General features: G+C 39.3%; 18 protein-coding genes, 2 tRNA genes and 1 pseudogene. 6 read left to right on the forward strand and 15 right to left on the reverse strand.

Annotated features, from left to right (window positions below; all coding sequences use genetic code 11):
• The 11 genes and pseudogenes from ACYPZI_RS03870 to dut form a co-directional block, all read right to left on the reverse strand.
• A pseudogene (locus ACYPZI_RS03870) lies at window positions 1–166 on the reverse strand (tyrosine--tRNA ligase); the annotation flags it as partial.
• Between the two features lie 430 nt (window positions 167–596).
• Entirely contained in the window at window positions 597–2,084 is a 1,488-nt protein-coding gene (locus tag ACYPZI_RS03875; RefSeq protein WP_459598798.1) for a UxaA family hydrolase, read from the reverse strand.
• A gap of 12 nt (window positions 2,085–2,096) precedes the next feature.
• Window positions 2,097–2,516 carry an HIT family protein gene (locus tag ACYPZI_RS03880; protein ID WP_459598800.1) on the reverse strand — a complete coding sequence of 140 codons (420 nt, stop codon included), beginning with the start codon at window positions 2,514–2,516 and terminating at the stop codon, window positions 2,097–2,099.
• 95 nt (window positions 2,517–2,611) lie between these two features.
• Complete coding sequence (locus ACYPZI_RS03885) at window positions 2,612–4,051, reverse strand: tagaturonate reductase (RefSeq protein WP_459598802.1); 1,440 nt, start codon at window positions 4,049–4,051, stop codon at window positions 2,612–2,614.
• A 27-nt stretch (window positions 4,052–4,078) separates the two neighbouring features.
• A complete protein-coding gene (locus ACYPZI_RS03890) occupies window positions 4,079–5,332 on the reverse strand; it encodes a DUF4861 family protein (RefSeq protein WP_459598804.1) in 1,254 nt (417 codons plus the stop codon).
• A 205-nt stretch (window positions 5,333–5,537) separates the two neighbouring features.
• Window positions 5,538–6,470 (reverse strand): GNAT family N-acetyltransferase, encoded by a 933-nt coding sequence (locus ACYPZI_RS03895; protein WP_459598806.1) that lies wholly within the window; start codon window positions 6,468–6,470, stop codon window positions 5,538–5,540.
• Window positions 6,451–7,335 carry a sugar 3,4-ketoisomerase gene (locus ACYPZI_RS03900; protein ID WP_459598808.1) on the reverse strand — a complete coding sequence of 295 codons (885 nt, stop codon included), beginning with the start codon at window positions 7,333–7,335 and terminating at the stop codon, window positions 6,451–6,453. Before ACYPZI_RS03900 ends, ACYPZI_RS03895 begins: the two co-directional genes overlap by 20 nt.
• A gap of 6 nt (window positions 7,336–7,341) precedes the next feature.
• Window positions 7,342–8,628 carry a murein hydrolase activator EnvC family protein gene (locus tag ACYPZI_RS03905; protein WP_459598810.1) on the reverse strand — a complete coding sequence of 429 codons (1,287 nt, stop codon included), beginning with the start codon at window positions 8,626–8,628 and terminating at the stop codon, window positions 7,342–7,344.
• On the reverse strand, window positions 8,625–9,467 hold the full coding sequence (locus tag ACYPZI_RS03910) for a lipoprotein insertase outer membrane protein LolB1 (protein ID WP_459598812.1): 843 nt from the start codon (window positions 9,465–9,467) through the stop codon (window positions 8,625–8,627). The genes ACYPZI_RS03905 and ACYPZI_RS03910 overlap by 4 nt, the downstream gene beginning before the upstream one ends.
• Window positions 9,467–11,242 carry a tetratricopeptide repeat protein gene (locus ACYPZI_RS03915; protein WP_459598814.1) on the reverse strand — a complete coding sequence of 592 codons (1,776 nt, stop codon included), beginning with the start codon at window positions 11,240–11,242 and terminating at the stop codon, window positions 9,467–9,469. Before ACYPZI_RS03915 ends, ACYPZI_RS03910 begins: the two co-directional genes overlap by 1 nt.
• Window positions 11,243–11,255: 13 nt before the next feature.
• On the reverse strand, window positions 11,256–11,690 hold the full coding sequence (gene dut / locus ACYPZI_RS03920; RefSeq protein ID WP_459598816.1) for a dUTP diphosphatase: 435 nt from the start codon (window positions 11,688–11,690) through the stop codon (window positions 11,256–11,258).
• 153 nt (window positions 11,691–11,843) lie between these two features.
• Between dut and ribH the strand changes: the two genes are divergently transcribed.
• From ribH to ACYPZI_RS03940, 4 genes are all read left to right on the forward strand, one after another.
• On the forward strand, window positions 11,844–12,341 hold the full coding sequence (gene ribH / locus ACYPZI_RS03925; RefSeq protein WP_459598818.1) for a 6,7-dimethyl-8-ribityllumazine synthase: 498 nt from the start codon (window positions 11,844–11,846) through the stop codon (window positions 12,339–12,341).
• Window positions 12,342–12,377: 36 nt separating this feature from the next.
• Window positions 12,378–12,460: transfer RNA gene (locus ACYPZI_RS03930), tRNA-Tyr, on the forward strand.
• A 10-nt stretch (window positions 12,461–12,470) separates the two neighbouring features.
• Window positions 12,471–12,543 (forward strand) — tRNA-Gly (locus ACYPZI_RS03935).
• A 110-nt stretch (window positions 12,544–12,653) separates the two neighbouring features.
• On the forward strand, window positions 12,654–13,070 hold the full coding sequence (locus tag ACYPZI_RS03940) for an Arm DNA-binding domain-containing protein (RefSeq protein ID WP_459598820.1): 417 nt from the start codon (window positions 12,654–12,656) through the stop codon (window positions 13,068–13,070).
• A gap of 55 nt (window positions 13,071–13,125) precedes the next feature.
• On the opposite strand, the gene ACYPZI_RS03945 is transcribed toward ACYPZI_RS03940, so the two are convergent.
• Window positions 13,126–13,428, reverse strand: coding sequence for a 4Fe-4S dicluster domain-containing protein (locus ACYPZI_RS03945; RefSeq protein WP_459598822.1), 303 nt, complete (start codon window positions 13,426–13,428; stop codon window positions 13,126–13,128).
• 184 nt (window positions 13,429–13,612) lie between these two features.
• On the opposite strand from ACYPZI_RS03945, the gene ACYPZI_RS03950 reads away from it, so the two are divergent.
• A complete protein-coding gene (locus ACYPZI_RS03950) occupies window positions 13,613–13,744 on the forward strand; it encodes a hypothetical protein (RefSeq protein ID WP_459598824.1) in 132 nt (43 codons plus the stop codon).
• A 210-nt stretch (window positions 13,745–13,954) separates the two neighbouring features.
• On the opposite strand, the gene ACYPZI_RS03955 is transcribed toward ACYPZI_RS03950, so the two are convergent.
• A complete protein-coding gene (locus ACYPZI_RS03955) occupies window positions 13,955–14,392 on the reverse strand; it encodes an SRPBCC family protein (RefSeq protein WP_459598826.1) in 438 nt (145 codons plus the stop codon).
• A gap of 218 nt (window positions 14,393–14,610) precedes the next feature.
• Between ACYPZI_RS03955 and ACYPZI_RS03960 the strand changes: the two genes are divergently transcribed.
• A complete protein-coding gene (locus tag ACYPZI_RS03960; protein WP_459598828.1) occupies window positions 14,611–15,318 on the forward strand; it encodes a DUF554 domain-containing protein in 708 nt (235 codons plus the stop codon).
• On the opposite strand, the gene mutL is transcribed toward ACYPZI_RS03960, so the two are convergent.
• Both mutL and ACYPZI_RS03970 read right to left on the reverse strand, forming a co-directional pair.
• Window positions 15,311–17,137: a DNA mismatch repair endonuclease MutL gene (mutL, locus tag ACYPZI_RS03965; RefSeq protein WP_459598830.1), complete on the reverse strand. Its 1,827-nt coding sequence runs from the start codon at window positions 17,135–17,137 to the stop codon at window positions 15,311–15,313. The two genes, ACYPZI_RS03960 and mutL, sit on opposite strands and share 8 nt — an antisense overlap.
• 4 nt (window positions 17,138–17,141) lie before the next feature.
• The gene (locus ACYPZI_RS03970; RefSeq protein ID WP_459598832.1) at window positions 17,142–19,028 is read right to left on the reverse strand and encodes an OstA-like protein; all 1,887 of its coding nucleotides are present in this window, start codon (window positions 19,026–19,028) and stop codon (window positions 17,142–17,144) included.
• Window positions 19,029–19,031: the final 3 nt, after the last annotated feature.

Genomic DNA, 19,031 nt, shown 5'->3' on the forward strand with positions numbered 1-19,031 from the left:
AAGAGAACTCGGTAAACGACATCCCTTCCGAAGCCTCGCCACTAAGGCGTTTCTTTACCGAATCCTTAGCCATCATATAGTTCACTGTTATGTGTTTGCCTATATCACGGATAAAGTTAAGAAAAGAAAAATCCTTCATCCAGTCGTAGTTGTTTACCAATATTGCTTCCTGTCGTCAGCATGACAAACCAGAATTTAACTAAAAAGTAACAAACCTCCACAGTTAGCAGTCAACAGTCAACAGTCAACAACTTGTACCTCGTATCCCGTCTACTTGTAACTTTTTAACTAAAATGTAACAAACTCCACACTCAATTAGCCGTTAGCTTATAGCCTTTGCCGCTTCGCGCCATTTTCAAATTTTCAAATTACCAAATTGTCTATTATAGATAAAACTAACGACGGACAATGTTTCATTCTTCGTTCTTCACTTTTCATCGCTTTGCGCCATTTTTCATTTTTCACTTTTCATTTTTCACTTTTTAGTCATCTTATGGCAAAGAGGGGGAAAATACGCTAAAAAGAGCATAAAAAAGTTGCCAGGAATTGTTTGTCAGAGTACATAATAACTTTTTTCGCTAAAATTTAAACAGTTTCTAAAGTGTGACTCCTGTTTTAAAGATGGCTATTTCCTTAAAGCCTGTTTCTTCATGCTTAAGATGTTTGCCATCGCAGACTTCTACTGTAAAGGCTATAAAATCATCCAAAACTTTCCCCATGCTATTTCCTTCCAATAAAGCTCCCGCATTAAAATCTATCCAGTTTTGCTTGAAATTATATAACCTGGAATTGGTAGAAATCTTCATTGTAGGAACAAACGCCCCGAACGGAGTACCGCGCCCGGTAGTAAATAAGACGATCTGGCAACCCGACATAGCCAACGCCGATGCCGCGACCAAGTCATTACCGGGAGCATTCAGCAGATTCAGACCATGTTTGGTTACAGGCTGTCCGTAATCGAGCACATCTACAACTTCCGAGTTTCCTCCCTTTTGAGTACATCCTAATGATTTATCTTCCAGTGTAGTGATGCCTCCGGCTTTATTTCCAGGTGAAGGATTTTCGTAAATCGGTTGTTCAAATCTTCGGAAATAATGCTTGAAATTGTTTATTAGCAAGACTGTATCATTGAAAACTTTCTCATTTTCAGCCCTGTTCATAAGGATAGTTTCAGCGCCGAACATTTCCGGCACTTCGGTCAAAATACTGGTTCCGCCCTGAGAGATCAGCCAGTCGGAAAATTGTCCTACCAGAGGATTAGCCGTAATACCGGAAAAACCGTCGCTACCTCCACATTTCAGGCCTACTTTTAGTTTCGACAGAGGCAGAAGCTCACGCTTATCGTTACGCATATAGTCTACCAGCTCTTTCATCATCTGAAAGCCGGTTTCTATTTCGTCCTGAACTTCCTGCGAAATGAGAAAACGAACACGGTTTTCGTCCCATTCTCCCATTACCTTTTTAAAATCTTTTTGCTGGTTATTTTCACAACCAAGGCTCATCACAAGCACACCTCCCGCATTTGGATGCTTGGCAAGCGCAGCCAGCGCTTTCTGAGTATTCACATGGTCATCCCCTAATTGCGAACAGCCATAATTATGCGTATAAACACGAATATCATCAATGTGTGACACATCGAGTTCCGATTTCACACGATTAATAATAGCTTGAGCCTGCCCATTCACACAGCCAACTGTAGGAACAATCCACAATTCGTTACGGATACCCATTTCACCATTATAACGCAGGTAACCATTTATTTTCAGATCACTCTTCTTGATATCCAGTTTTGGATGTACAGGCACGTATGTGTATTGCAAATCGTCATGCAGATTGGTTTTCACATTGTGCGTATGCACATGTTCACCGGCATGTATATCGATGGTAGCATGTCCGATAGGATAACCATATTTAATGACGTCCTCGTTCTCTTTGATCTCTTTTATTGCGAATTTATGCCCTGTAGTAATAGGGTCTTTGATCGTAATATTAGCCCCGTCAATATTCAGCACATCGCCTGTCACCAGATCTTCTGTGGCAACACAGACATTGTCGGTAGGGGCTATTTTTAAATATTTGTTCATTGAAACACTCTCCTATTTTAGTTTGCTTTTGATGGAAATAACCATTTCCTTATATTCCTCATCCGATAAATATACTTTCTGAGGATTCATTGTAAATGTGCCTCCAAAATCCGGACCATCGGGGTATTTTGGAACCAAATGAAAATGCAAATGTGGAAGTTTGTCGGAGTACGCCCCGTAATTTACTTTCACGGGGTTAAAAAGTTCCTTCATTACTTTAGCCACTTTGTTTACATCCTCCATATAGGCCAACAAAGCTTCACCTTCCAGTTCGTACAATTCTGTCGCATGATCTTTGTAGGCTACGATACAGCGTCCGTGATATGTTTGTTCCCTAAACAAAAAAACAGTGGAAACTTTCAGGTCACATATTTCAATCATCAGATCTTTTTGAGTCTGATTTTTATTACAGTATAGGCAATCGTTATTCATAATTATAGCAATTAGTAGACGGTAGGCAGTAGTTGGTAGAAGTATGGTATGTTTTCCTACTATCTACTAACTACCAACTACTACCTACTATTTTTTTAGATTATTTCTTTTAGCGCTTCCAGCATACCTTTGTTCAGTATCAGTTCGGCATCTTTAGACACGTCATCGATGAAAGAAGATACTTCCGCAAAGTTCTCTTTCCACATATCTTTATTGTTTACCACAGCAGACACCCATCCTTTGACATCGCTCCGATTGAAATTCTTTTGAATAAATTCAATAAATTCAGCAGTATCGTTCGGCGTAAAGTTCTTCGCAGCCGATTGTCCTGTGTAGAGAACTAACAAAGCAGCAAAGGAGAAAGTTGTCAGTTTAGCATTCTTTCCTAATTTTTTGTAATTATCATATACTGTCGGGTAATCGCGTGTCTCCCATTTTGAGATGGAGTTCAGCGATATATCTTTCAGGTAATGCTTCAAGTATGGATTATAAAAACGCTCCAGTATCTTAGCCGCAAATGCTTTCAATTCTTCCGGATCTTCGTCGATACAAGGGAGTACTTCTTCGGCTACCATCCGGTTGATATATTTTTCCACTTCCGGTGTATTGAAAGCGTCCATTACCGTTTCGCAACCAAGTTGCAAAGCTACCGGCACCATTGCGGTATGAGAACCATTCAGGATACGTACCTTTTTAGCACGGAAATTCTTTATGTCATCCATAAACAAGACATTCAACCCTGCCTTATCTAACGGGAATTTTTCTTTGATAATACTATCACCACCAATTGCCCAAACATGGAAATACTCACCTTTTACTACAAGATTATCATTAAAGCCAATTTCAGCTTTGATTTCATCGATATTCTCGCGTGGAAATCCCGGCACAATACGGTCTACCAATGTATCATAGAAATGGCAGGCAGTATCCACCCAGTTAATAAAGCCTTCTTCAAGCTTATTGTATTTAGCATGTTTCAATACATATTCGCGAAGGGTAGACCCGTTATCTTCGATAAGTTCACAGCAGATAATCAGTAAACCTTTATCCGGATCACCATTAAACTTCTTATAGCGTTTATGCAACAAAGCCGTCATCTTAGCCGGAAACGATTTTGGAGGTGTCGCATTCAACTCATCTCCTTCTTCGTAACGGATACCGGCTTCCGTAGTATTGGATATAATCATTTCCAGTTCTTCGCTCAAAAATAATTTTTCGTATTCCGCGTACTGGCTGTAAGGATTCATTATATCCATGATGCTTTTTACCAAGGCAACCTCTTTTACCGGCTTCTTGTCTTTTATTCCTTCCAGATAGACATGATAAAGGCAATCCTGATCTTTGAACATTTTTATCATCGTATCGCCACCTGCTATCGGTTGCACCGCTACAATTCCGTGATTCATCACTCCCGCGTCATTCGCTTTATCAATCATCCAATCTACAAAGGCTCTCAGAAAATTACCTTCTCCGAATTGAAGTATCTTTACGGGTAAATTTTTCTTTTCTACTGTGGTTTTATTAAGTTCTTTCATTGGTATAAATTATTTAGTTGTTTTCAATTATCTGACAGAACAGGTAAGTGGATGATTCAGTTTGTTCAAAACATCTTCAACACACTCGATGAAAGCCTCTTTGGTTGCTATAGGCTCTTTGTCCAGCTCCCATGTAGGCATAAAGTAATATTCTATATATCCATTTTCAGGTGTCAGAACGAGAACATGGTTCAAGTCATCCCCTGTAATTTCTTTTATTTGTTTTGTCCGGGCAAAAACGACAAGCCCTTGTATATCATTATTAAGACTCTGCTTACCGAATGTCGCGATATATGACCAAGTACTGTTTTTATCGTTTTTCACTATCAACTCTGCGTTTTCATCTTTGAAAATTCCTGTCGCTATATCGGTAAAAGAACCACGATTCATCATCAGTTCCATATGCGAAGCCCTGCTTCCTGCATCTATCGATATAATCGAGGTCAGATCACATTTAATATGATTGGCTTCCCATCCATAATAAATAGTTTTCACCTGCGAACGGATCTTTCCATCAGCAGGGATGTAACATGTCACACTATCCTTCTTCTCAACACGCACAGCCTTTTCGCCACTCCAAGCAGCAATAGAACCTAAACCTAAAGTTTTGCCGACTTTCATATTATCCATCCCCCAATCGGCCATATTGTGATAATTATCAAAACCATCAACCCCAACTGCGGGAAGAACGATCTCCGATGTCTTCTTCGCAAACACATCTATACCATTCCTGTTATCGAGATAGAAACGAAAGGCAACCTTATCGCTTTCCCAACCCGGACCTTCATATTTTATATAATAAGAATGGTCCCGGAAATCTCCGGGAAGAGTAATATAATTCGGTTTTACCCACGAGTACCCTCCTACATATTTATAACCTTCGAAGTGTCCTCCTATCTTGTGAGACAACTCTGCATAAGTCCGCTTCGGATAGCTATCCGCTGTACCTTGCCTGATAGTTACTTCCAAAGTTTTATTTGCCTCTATCCTTGCAATCGGCAAAACAGCTGTCAATTCTCCCTGAATATTTTCGATAATCTCTACCGGAACAGTTTTTTCTTCTACCACAGCCACATAATTCCCGAGAGGTAAATTCAACGTTTTCGCCGGTATTTCAAGTGTGTAATCTGTAATAGCTTGAGGTGAAGGATTTTTTACTGTAATACTTTTTGTCGCCACTTGCGCAGCTATGCTCAAGGATGCTGTTTGCGCACACACCAGCAGGAAAAACAATAAATACTTCCTACTTCTTAAATATTTATATGCAAGAGACATTTTCATGGTTTTGAAGATTTTTATACAAAAATAGTGAGTTTAAATTATAAAAAGGGGGTGATTTTGATTTAATCGATGGTGATTTTGACTTAATTAGTCAAGCAGGAGTTAAAAAGTTATGAGTTCTGAGTTTTAAGTTTTAAGTTTTAAGCACTTACTACTCACTACTTACTACCATACTTCTGACTCCCTGACTACAAGAGAAACAGGCTTATAAATTTATTGTGTAAGTATCATATACGGTTCCCCTTGCCCCAAAGCCCTCTTTTTGATAGATGAGACTTTCATTGAGATAAAGCCCATTGTTTTCGGTAGATATTCCATAATCAAAATAAGTTTTATGAGAATATGTTCTAATAATATGATCTATAAGCAGATCTATGGTTCCCATACTCTTACCCTCATCGGTCGCTGCTGTATACTGGGCATGTACTACATTTTTCATTTCAAAAACAAGGCATCCCCCTAATATCTCATTAACAGGATTAAGAACAGTGAAAAGATGAATGTTATCCGGAAACTTTTCTTTGAGATAACTAATTTCAACTAACGAATGTACAGGAGTTTTATCGTATTTATTATTTAGATTATCTGTTAATATTTTCCAGAAGCCGGAAAGGTCATCAGATTCCAGAACCTTTAGCTTGTTCTTTTCGGCTTTCTTCAGCCCATTTTTCCGGGAATCGGAATATCTAAGGTCGTTCGGCAAAAGTATTGTAGAGGATATATTCCTAGCCGACAAGACCGCATTGTAGCGAAATAAGGCATATAAGTCTTCTTCTGACGGAAGCAGGTGATAAATATGCGGGATCGCCTTGTATACAATCTGCTTTATTCCCTGATGACGCAGAGTAACTGTCAGATATTCAAAAATCCTCAATATGTTTGAGGCGGTTGTTTGCGGGGACATAATCAAGCCGCCATATGTCAGTCCCTGATGAGAATGGTATACCTTATCTATAATATGACCGGGTATTAACGCTACCAAATCGCCGTCTATATAAAACATCAGGGAATAATCGTCAAACCTGTCGCCATGATATTCGATAAAGTTCCTGTAATGCAGAAAAGTCCCGTTCCTGGAACAATCTACAAAAGCATCCCAGTCCTTCTTATATTCCGGTTTATATATTTTTATCTCCATTTTGTCGATACTTTTTAAAGTCGGCATAAGTGTTGATATAATCATCCGAATCGTATATGTCGGATGCTAATGCCAAGCAAACAACCCCTGACGAATACTCTTTTTCGGTAGCCCATACTCCGGGAGGAATATGCAACCCGTAGGTCGGACGGTTCAATAGGATTGTTTTTTTATTTAGCCCGTCATTCAATTCTACCTCAAAGCTGCCACTGGCTGCTATTAAAATCTCATGACAGTGTTTATGAGCATGCATACCTCGTTTCGCGCCTGAAGGGATATCGTAAATATAAAAAATACGCTTAATATCGAATGGAATAGTCTCCCTTCCATGCACAGGAGTTATACTCCCTGCCCTGTTTTTTATAACAGGAAGCTCGATTAGAGAACAGTCAGACACGGTATTAAATTGAGGTTGGCGATTGATCGCATCATATAAAGAAGATATTTTTGAACTTTCAGAATTTTCAGATCCGAGTACTTTCTTGAAGTCCTTATAATTTCTTATATAGTCGTCTTCATCATATGATCCGGAAGTCAGCACCAGGCAAAGCGCGTTTGTAGAAAAATTATCCAAACTCCTCCATAGCATATTTGGCACATACAAAGCCATATAAGAGCGATTAAGAGTATGCACCCGTTTCTCTTTACCATCATCCAGCAATATATCGAAGCTACCCGACAAAGCTATAATTACCTCGTGTTGCGATCTGAAAGCATGGCTTCCCCGCTTCTGACCACCGGGAATATCATATATCCAGTATGCGCGGGCGACCGGGAACGGAATATGTTTTTCCGCTTCGATAAACGAAAGATTCCCTCGACGATCTGTTATTCTGGGTAATTCTATGATTTGTTCCCTTTTCATTAGGCGTTATCTTAACCATGGTTCGGGATTCATCTTTGTTGTACCATGCCAAAGTTGGAAATGTATTTCGGAATAACCCGTATCCGGGTCTGCATAAACTTTTCCTAACGTTTGTCCGGTTTTAACTTTATCCCCTTGCTTCACATAGATACTTTGTATATTTCCGTAGAAGGTATAGTAATTGCCATGACGAACAATAATACATGTATTATAGCCCGGAATAGCTGCCACATAGGTTACTTCGCCGGCAAATACCGCTTTAGCTTCGGCTCCGGCCTGAGAACGGATATCGATGCCACTGCTCGATGTAGTCACAAACTTAGTATGCTGATGAGAGCCAAACCGGGTAGTTATAGTATAATTTCCGGAAATAGGATATGGAAGCCGGCCCTTATTCGAAGCAAAGTTATTAGAAAGAGTTACATTCTCCGGAGTAACAGGAGCTTTTGCTACTGTCGATTTCGGCGTAGTAGATCTTGGCGTAGCAGTAGTTGTCCTTGTCCCTGTAGAAGAATTTGCAGTTTCAGCCCGAAGGCGTTCTTCTTCGCGACGTTTGGCCTCTCTTTCCTGACGAGCGACTTCCTCGGCTATAAGCTTGGTTATCTGCCTGTCTAAAGCTTCAGCTTGTTGTTGTTTTTGTGACAGAATTTTCTGAAGATCCTTCTGTTTTTGCTGAGCTTCATTTACCTCCAATTTATAATTATCCTCCTCTTTTTTCAGATTTGTTTGTTCGGTTGTACGCAAGCCCAATAATGCTGTCTTCTCCATTTTTACCTTAGTAAGAGCCGATTTCCGTTCTTTGAGTTTCTCACTCTGTTCTTTTATTTCATCGGCTTGCTTGGCCCTCCAGCCTGAATATTCGCTCAAATAACGCATTCTTCGATACGATTCCGTAAGTGATCTTCCCGACAGCACAAATAGCAATTTGTTCTCACTCATCCTGTTACGCTGCATGGCATCAATCGCCTTTGCATAGTTCTTTTGTTTCTCTTTCAGATCGTTTTCAAGCCTGACAATATCGTTTTCTATCAGCTTTTGTTCTGCGTTAATACCATTTACTTCCTGTTCCAAAAGGGTCAACACTTTTTGCCGCGAAAAAATTTGATTAGAAATTAGCTTAACACGATCCAGCAAATTAGAAGTAGTTCTCTTCGTATCCCGCAGCAACTGGTCTGTATTCGATATCTCACGCAAAGCTTGTTTCCTTTGCTCTTCAAGCTGCTTTATCTTCGCAGTTTGGGCAAAAGATGAGATACTGACAATCAGCGCTAACAGGAAAACCGGTATTCTCATTTCAAATTCAGATACGAACCCAATAAATCTTTAAAACTTACTTTTGCATATTTCGAAGGAATAGATGTATCTACACTAAAGTCTTTATCTATTTCCAGTTTATTATACGATATATTTATATCGGCACGCTTTTTGACCACTTCTATTTTCGCCTGCATGCTTGTTGGATAGGTAAGTTCATTATCCTTTATAAAATCTGTATACGACCATTGCAGCGAAAGATTTTGTTTCTCATTATAAATCAATGTAGAAACAATATGATCTGTCGCATCTACTGCAAAGTTGTACGACAGGCTGCCTTTTCCTTTTGTTTGTAACATATATAGCTCGTTTGCAACATTCACTACAAAATTATTATAGTCGTTATACTCAACTTCTTGTTTTCCGGGAACGAAAAGTTTATTAGTAAACAGAGCTTGTAAATTGTAAAAATTGAAATCGAGTTGTTTCAAAAACTCCGAGTCTTTAAAATTTTCAGAAAAATACTGCTTCTTTATCCGGTCGATAATAACAATATTTTCGGGAGTCATATCCATTCTGAGAGCCTCTCCTCCGATAATCGGTATACGAAGTGATACTTGCAACACACTATCCTTTATTATCTTAAATACAGCCGGAACCTTGTTGGAGGAACTTCCCGATTTAAGTTCGATACTCCCCTTTGATGTTATTGTCCTGAAGTTAATTTCCGACTTCAAAGCATCAGCCACTACTTCTTTATGAGTTTTATTTGTCAGTTCTCCTCCTGTGGTTAAAGTCTTTTTCGATTTACATCCGCTTACCAAAAGCAGAGAAAACATGACGATTAGAACTGTAGCTATATTTTTATATTGTTTCATTATCTGGCAATATAGGTTTTTGTTTCAATTTTTTTATCCAGCGTTTTAGATTCGCTATCTCCTTTTTCTTTTGCTTTGATCCAATACTCCAAAGCTTTCTCCGGCTCATTGGTCTTGTATAGCACATCCCCATAATGTTCCAGCACTTCGGCGCTTAACTCTTCTTTTTTATCTTCACTGTATTTTACAGCATTTTCGATATAGATCTTAGCCATTGTGTATGCTCCCTGTTCAAATAAAACCCAGCCATAGGTATCCAGGTAAGTAGGATTGGAAGGTTCTGCTTTTACCGTCATACTACTCATCTTTTCAGCCTTATCCAGGTCTTTTCTTTCCAATGACAGATAATAACTGTAATTATTCAGCACGCCCAGGTTATTCGGCTTGTAAGATAAGGATTTATCATAGGCAACATAGGCAGTATCCTTCTTTCCCATATGATAATATAAATCACCCATCTGCCCATAGAAATCCGACAATAGCCCTACATTTTTCCCGTCTACATATCCGACTCCCTTTTGCAGTGCATCCAAAGCGTTTGTATAATCTTTATTCAGATACTCGGACATACCCAGATAAAAATAGAATTGAGGCTGGTCGGGAATATAAGAAATGGCATCTTTACATATCTTGATAGAGAGATCTATACTATCCGGAAATGTGGTACTCAACATTTGTTCCCATCCAAATGAATTGGTCGGATTTGCATCTGCATATACCTGAAACTGGAAACGGGCATCACTTAGTTTATTTTGCATCATCAGCAAATTACCATACATCAGATTAAGCTTGGGTTCCTGCGGATGCTGCAACATGAGGGTGTCAAACAAAGCATTGGCTGTTTGAGTCCCCTGATTGTTTGTCTGCAATGTACCCACATATTGAGCCAGAATAGCGAGCTTGGTATCTATATCCATTTTAGGACTCACGAGCGCGGCTTTTAGCTCTGATTCTGCTGCCTCTTTATTATCTGTTTGCTCATAGTACTCTGCCATAGAAGAGATGAGATACGGATCTTCCGGGTCAATAGTCTTTGCTTTACTATAAACAGCAAAAGCCTCGTCTTTTTTTCCTGCCTGTAAATATAGATCTCCTAATAACACATGGTATTTGATTTCTGCCGGATATTTATCTATAAACTTTTGTATCTCAGCGTAGCCTTTTTTCTCCTGCTTCATCATGGTATAAAGCTGAAACTTTTGAAGGCTTACTTTTTCATTAAGCCCTGTTATTTGTTCCAGTCTATCGAGAGTAGAAACGGCGCTGGCAAGATCACCATCCTGCCTGTAAGCCTCAGCCAGATAAAGATAAAGATCTGTATTGTCAGGATTTTGTTCTGTAAGCTTTTCAAACTGTTCTATGGCATCGCTGTATTGTTTAAACTCGAGACAGAGACTGGCATAGGCCATATTATAATAAAAATTATCACTATCGTATGCCGTAGCTTTCCGGAAAAAATCCAATGCTTTATTTTTATTATCCAACAGGCTATAGTAATTACCTAATTCGAAATAAACATTCGCGTTAGTAGAGTCGATAGCCTGACAATATTTCAACAAATCGAAAGCCGCGTCGTATTTATTCACCGACTTAGCTTTCATCGCTTCATAAAAATAATAGTCGAACTTCCTTCTTTCTTCTACTGTAAGTTTTTTTACAGGAAGATCAAATTCCTTATTAGTCTCTACTTGTTTACCCTTTTGCGCACAGATATGAGAACTCCCGGCAATAAGGATTATGGAAATAAAAGAAAGAATATATATCTTTTTGTACATATACCTGTTTTAATTACTGCTTTCCGGTGTGCCCAAACCCTCCGGCTCCACGTTCTGTGTCATTGATAGAATCCGCTTCTTCCCATTCCACTTGGGCATGCTCTGCTATAACCATCTGGCAAATGCGTTCACCATCGTTTATAACAAAGTTTTCATTTGATAAGTTGACCAGGATCACCCGTATTTCGCCTCTGTAATCGGCATCTATCGTTCCGGGCGAGTTCAACACCGTCAAGCCATGCTTCAGGGCAAGGCCGCTTCTCGGACGTATCTGAGCTTCGTATCCCTGAGGAAGTTCAATATATAATCCTGTAGGTACTAAGGCACGTTCCAAAGGCGCAAGCGTTATTGGCTTATCGATGTTTGCCCGAAGGTCTACCCCGGCCGAAAATGGTGTTGCATACTCAGGGAGTGGGTGATGAGATTTATTTATGATTTTTACTTTCATTGTTCAATTGGTAATTATTGTTTGCGAAATTACTTAAATCTTTGTAATCTACTTTGCAAATTGATAAAAATTAAGAAATTAAGCTCAATATTAGGCAGTGTTTGAAAAATGCAAGTAATTCAATATCTTTGTGACTCAAAAAAAAGAAAATAAATGGCAACAGCTTATCACAATTTATCTTCATACAACCCTGATTCTGTTCCTGATGGAGAAAATATGAAAATAGGGATTGTAGTGTCGGAATGGAACGAAAAAATTACAGGAGCAATGCTCGATGGCGCATACAAGACATTAGTCAAGCATGGAGTGAAAGAGGAAAATATCCTTATAGATTTTGTTCCCGGAAGTTTTGAATTGATTTTTGGGGCAAAACATCTCGTAGAAAATTCAAGTATTGATGCAATCATTACTATCGGTTGCGTTGTAAGGGGCGATACCCCTCATTTCGATTATGTATGCGGTGGTGTTACGCAAGGTATTGCAGATATGAACATACGATATGACATCCCGTTCATTTTCGGGCTATTAACTACCGACACCATGCAACAAGCTGCTGACCGAGCCGGAGGCATACATGGTAACAAAGGCGATGAATGTGCGATTACCGCTCTAAAAATGGTAGATTTTTACCGTAGAAATTTGGCGGAATAAAAAAAAGTGTTACTTTTGCATTCGCTAAAGATAAAGGGGCAGTTACCAAAGTGGCCAACTGGGGCTGACTGTAACTCAGCTGACTTACGTCTTCGGAGGTTCGAATCCTTCACTGCCCACTCATACTTTGCGGAAGTAGCTCAGTTGATAGAGCATTAGCCTTCCAAGCTGAGGGTCGCGGGTTTGAGCCCCGTCTTCCGCTCTGATGAAGAGACACTTACAGAAATGTGGGTGTCTTTTTTTGTTGGGTAAAGGGGTGATTTTGGGGTGAAAGGTAACCCAAAAGTTAGCCTGAGAGTAACCCATAATCACATGGCTACAATCAGTGTTATATGCTATAAATCAAAGACTTTAGCAAATGGAGAGCATCCTTTAGTAGTAAGAATCTCCAAAGATTCCAAGAAAAGTTATAAGTATTTAGGTGTTTCAGTTAACCCAAAGCATTGGGACTTTAAGAAGAATGAACCTAAACCTAATTGTCCCAATAGAGAACATATCCTTAAAATCATTCAGGATAAGAAAGCCGAATACCAAACACCCCCGCTCGCGCAGACGTCTCGTCTGTGTGTTGTGCAGCAAGAATTAAATTATGATACAATGAGTAGAAGATATAAGTTTCATAATCCTGTGGAAGAAGGCCTGATCTTTCAGGCTGAGCAATATGTATATAGCAGTGCTATGGGCTATGCGGGGGAAAGAGGTTTGTCGGATGTAATCGTTATAGAATGATTTTCCTTGCTATGCAACGCACAACGCACGGACTGGAAGTCCATGCGAGCAGGAGTTATTTTGCAAGATTGCGTTCAACTAATTCAAGGGCTTTGAATTTGCATAACCCCACGCAATCACCGCAAGCAGTGCATCTGTCGGGATATTTCACCTCAATATGTTGTTTCCCGTTTTCGTCGCTTACCAATTCCAATACATTGTATTTGCACTTCCTCATGTTCGTCACACAACGCTTACATCCTGTGCAATTGCCCTCAACGGAACGGATTACCTTGCCTTTCCCTTTTGCCTGTTTATAAATTCCGCCAACCAACCAAAGCGTTACTATTGCGCCGCCGATAATTAATCCTATACTCATATTCTATCATTTATATTTATATCATTCGTAACTAAGATTGCTCTCTACCTGTTAAGACGAATGAGAAGCAAAAATATTTTGAAGTTGTTACTTTTTATTTGCCAACAAGTGATATAAATTATCCCCCCCGCTTGCGCAGACTTCCAATGCTTGTGTTGTGCAACAAGAATTAAATTATGATACAATGAGTAGAAGATATAAGTTTCATAATCCTGTGGAAGAAGGCCTGATCTTTCAGGCTGAGCAATATGTATATAGCAGTGCTATGGGCTATGCGGGGGAAAGAGGTTTGTCGGATGTAATCGTTATAGAATGATTTTCCTTGCTATGCAACGCACAACGCACGGACTGGAAGTCCATGCGAGCAGGATAATAATACAGCCATTATTACTATGCTTTTAATTTTCATTCTGTTTTTTGTTTATTAATGTTATTAATTAGAATGCAAAGTTGCATATTTTCACAAATTACAACTATTTTTTTTTGCACAGATAATGCGGATTTACGCGGATTATTATTCCGCAAATTATTCTTTTTCACATTCTTCTTTTAAGTCCTTTAGATCATTTATTATTATATTATTTAATTTATTTTGCATTGATTTTTTTATTAATTTTATAAAAAATCCTTCCAGGCTTTCTTCTATTTTTACAGTAGTTATTCCATTATTTTCAGTAAAATGCCAATTATGAACCGCATAAGCTCCTATTGTCTTTCCAGTCCAACCAAAGGCATTATTTTTGTATGTATGTATTTTTGATTTATAATTTAATCCATCGGCAGTCCATTTAAAATTTGCATTTTCAGCCAATGGATCTAACAATTCACTCTTTGTAACAGTCTTACGCCAATTTACCCAATTGTTAATGTCACTTAATGTTTTTATTACTTTTTCCATTGGGGCATTTATTATAATTTCATTATTTCCAATTACAGGAGCGTTTTTATTTATATCTATATTCATTATACCATTATTATTTATAAGTTTATGATTTTCCGCTCGCGCAGACGTCTCGTCTGTGTGTTGCGCAGCAAAAAAGATTACTCTTTGAGCAAAACACGGACAGATGTCCGCGCCAGCGAGGGAACTAAGATACAAAATTGAAAAGCAAACCGCAACTTTTTTTACCCATACGCCAACATAACGATTGTTTTATTTATTTTTACACATAAAACTACTATATGATCGGTACATTAGTTAATACAGGAGCCATTATCGCGGGGAGCGCCGTAGGGTTATTGATCCACACGCGCCTGCCTCAAAAAATGATTGATCTCATTTTCCAGGGTATTGGCTTATTCATCTGTGTAATAGGAATATCAATGTCTTTGAAATCGGGCAATATGATTCTTATAATCGTGAGTATTGTAACCGGTTCCCTTATTGGGCAAGGGATAGATATAGATAAATATCTGAGACGGTCTGCCGGTTATTTACAGAAAAAAGGAAGGAGAAAAAGCCCTCAAAATACGGCTGAGAGTGGTGCGGAATCACGATTCAATGAAGGGTTTATTACATCTTCCGTGCTCTTTTGCGTGGGTTCTATGTCTATTCTCGGAGCCATAGAAGACGGGATGGGGCAAACCCCTAACCTCTTACTTACAAAATCGATCATAGATGGAATTTCTTCGGTTGCATTAGCTTCATCCTTCGGCTTTTGTATTATGTTCTCATCTATACCGGTATTAATTTACCAGGGAGGATTAACTCTTTTCGCAACTTTCGTTATGCGTTATATGAGTGAACCCATGATTGCGGATATGACATCCGTTGGGGGAATTTTGTTGATCGGATTGGCAATAAACATCCTTAAGATAAAGGATATAAATGTAACCAACATGTTACCGGCTCTCCCTGTCGCGGTAATTTTATCCTGGTTGTTTACTTAAACATTTTATTAATAATATCATCTTCCAGCAGCGATATTATTGTCTTCCCGTCAGGAGTATATTTATGTGAAGGAGAAGCGAATAGCTGATCTATCATTTTTGTCATTTCTTCATCCGAAAGTTTATGCCCATACGATATTGCGGCAGCATTAGCCATAGAGAGGGCAAGAGATTCGCGTATTTCTTCTTTTACATCGCTTCCGCTGTCTATACTCCGTCCTATCATATGATGAATCAACACAACGAAGTCTGTATTTGTCATTTCGGAAGGAACACCATTTATCGCGTAAGAATTATTTCCCAAATGACTCAGATCAAATCCGACAGCTTCGAGATCATCGATTATGTATGGTATCATTGCGGCCTCGGATGGGGACAGTTCTATTATCTCGGGAAATAAGGTGCGTTGGGAGATACCTTTATTATTCTGTATCTGGCTCAGAAACTGATCGAACAATATTCGTATATGTGCTCTGCGCTGATCTATCAACATCAGCCCCGACTTAACCGAAGTCAGAATATATCTGTTCTTGTATTGATAATGAATCACCATCTCAGAAATGGGCATTTTTTCAACTTCATTATCTTCATCAGAATGATTGAAAATATCTACCTCCGGTTCTTCGCCGGGCAGGTTACCTTTGTCATTCTCAAACCCTTGATAAAACTTTTCCCAATCAAGATTAGGACGCTGATAATTGGAACTTTGCGTTTTAAACGGATTATATGCAGGATTTACATTCACTTGAGGCGGAGCCACATTGCGTAATGGATCGTGGATTGGTATATCTATCGCCCCCTCTGTATCGAAATCGATGGTCGGTACTTCGTTGAACCTACCCAAGGCTTCTTTTACCGCGGCAGAAAGGATTTGCCAGATAGGCTGTTCATTTTCAAATTTTATCTCTGTTTTAGTCGGGTGTATATTGACATCAATTGCAGACGGATCTATTTCGAAATAGATAAAATAGTTCGGCATCTCCCCAACAGGAATCAGAGATTCGAAAGCAGACTGAACGGCCTTATTGAAATAAGGATGGCGCATATATCTTCCATTTACAAAAAAATATTGCTGTGCCCGCGCTTTGCGAGCCGATTCAGGTTTTCCTACAAATCCGGTTATTTTTGCCAGAGAAGTATTTATATCAATGGATATAAGTTGCTGATTGAAACTTTTCCCAACGACGTTTATTATACGCTGACGTAATCCTGACGCAGGATATTTCAGTACCTCTACATCGTTGTCTATAAACGAAAAATCAATAGAGGGATTTACAAGAACAATCCGTTCCAGTTCGGTAAGTATGTTCCTGCGTTCTGTGTCGTTCGATTTTAAGAATTTTCTGCGTGCGGGAACATTGTAAAATATATTTTTAACGGAGAAATTACTTCCGGCAGGACAGGCAACCGGCTCTTGTTTCTCTACTTTCGATCCGGAAAGTTGCAATAGTGTACCCAATTCGTCATCTTCCCTGCGCGATTTAAGTTCTACCTGAGCTATGGCGGCAATAGAAGGTAACGCCTCACCACGAAAACCCATTGTGTGGAGGGCAAACAAGTCATCCGCCGATTTTATTTTCGATGTAGCATGCCGCTCAAATGCCATACGGGCATCAGTAACAGACATCCCTTTGCCGTTGTCTATAACTTGCACGAGAGTACGTCCTGCATCCTTTATGATCAGTTGGATACTGGTAGCACCCGCATCCAAAGCATTTTCGACTAATTCTTTCACCACAGACGAGGGGCGCTGTATAACCTCTCCCGCGGCTATCTGGTTAGCAATAGAATCGGGTAAAAGATGTATTATATCACTCATCGGATTATTCTTCTATTCTGTTAAATACAGAAGATCTTTGCCTTGTTACGACATCTTCCGATTTTCTTTTAACTTTTCTGAATATATCTTTCTTATCTAGCGGACGCAGGTAATCGAACCAGTAAAAATCTTTCAACCGAAGTTGATCAGGTTTGACCAGATCGAAAGGTGTCATCTTGCTGACGTTTTCCGACCATCCGACCATCCGATTAAATTTCCCGTCGACAAAAGTTATTTTAAGATAACTAACTTCGAGCCTGTTGAGCAGTCTTGATAGTTCACCGTTCCTTTCTTCCGGGTAAGAAATCGTTTCCACATTCCCCTCAGCCAGAACCTCTCTTGTTTTTTTATTCTCGAAGTATATTTTAAGCGAACGGCTTTTCATTTGATTGAAGTGAACAGAGTCTTTTTGTTCTATCGAAAAGGCATAGCGTTTGACATGCATATAATCGATCGTGCTATCGTTCATAAACACATCGATGGTGTCGCCCGAAAGCTGCCTGTCTGTGTTCCACAAGACAGGATCCTTGTACATATGGATGATGGAATCTCTTGCACTGAACTGTAACGAGTCGCATATTCCCTGTATATCTGTACGGTAGAAGCGTACTCCATAATATGCCTTTATCATGCGGAAGGTCTGTATAGAATCGGTCTTTTGCCGGTTTTCCGAAACAGAATCTCCTGCCGCCAATACAGGTTTCACCAAAGCATGATCTACATGTAATGAATCGTTTACCTGATAATGTGCAGAATCTGTTAATAATGAATCTACAGGTTTATGGACAATGTTTCGTTGTATCTGTTTTACAGTATCTGTTATGGTAATCAGCTTTAGCGTATCGCCATGAATAAACAGACTATCCGGCTGTGAATATTCAATACAGAACGCGGAATCTGTAGCCATGGCGTAATCGGTAAGCTCGTTATAGTAACCGTAATCACCCATAAGGATAACCTTTTTGAGTGTATCTTGTAAAAACATATTGCCGAATACTTCTCCGTAACCTTTTGCCTTATGATAAAAAATAGAATCTCCCCGCAAAATACGGTTCCCCTCTTTATTGAGAACAGTCGATTGATCGAGCAACAAGGATTCCTCAGTGTTGGTATTATACCATCCCTTACTGGTGTATATCAAACCACTATCCGATACTATCTTTGTCGGGGTAGATATCAGGGCTAGTTTGCCGGCTGTATCGTATTTTAGCAAGTCGGAGTATAACATGAACTTAGGATTCTTGAGTATAACACTATCCTTAAACGTCGCCATATGCAGACCGGGCTCATATTGTCCCCAATAAGATGTAAGTTCGTTCAATGAGTCTATAAGCATCCCTCCGTCAAAATAATAACCGATATTCATTATCCGGTCGTAGTTGAGGCTATCGGTAAGAAGGGTAGTTACATTTGTTTTGTTTTTCTTCGGATAGTGTTCGAGGCTTACATTCTTCCGGAACCGGACTAATTTTGTATTCCCGTCGTAATACATAAAGTTTCCGTACAGAAAGATGGTATCTCCCTGTTCCATACGAACATTGCTAAAGGCATCGAATGTATTTGCCACCTGATTGTAATAAGCGCTGTCGCAATACAGGTAAGCTCCGTCGTGTAAAAAGATAACACTGTCTTTGAGTATCTGTATATTCGGCATACTATCGCGCAACAACAGTTGTTTTGCAAATTTTATTTCAATAACTTTTGCATTCTTCTTTGGTTGCTGCTGGGGTTTTTGCTGAGACTGAGGCTTTTGAGGGACTTGCCTGATGCCGGCATCAGGATTTGGCGACAGCATTGTCTGTGCCGACGCATAAATAACAATCAGGCACAGAATACTTACAGCGGGTAATCTATGCCTTTGTTTTATGTATGTAATAAGTTTATTGAACACGTG

This window comes from Dysgonomonas reticulitermitis (assembly GCF_054601275.1).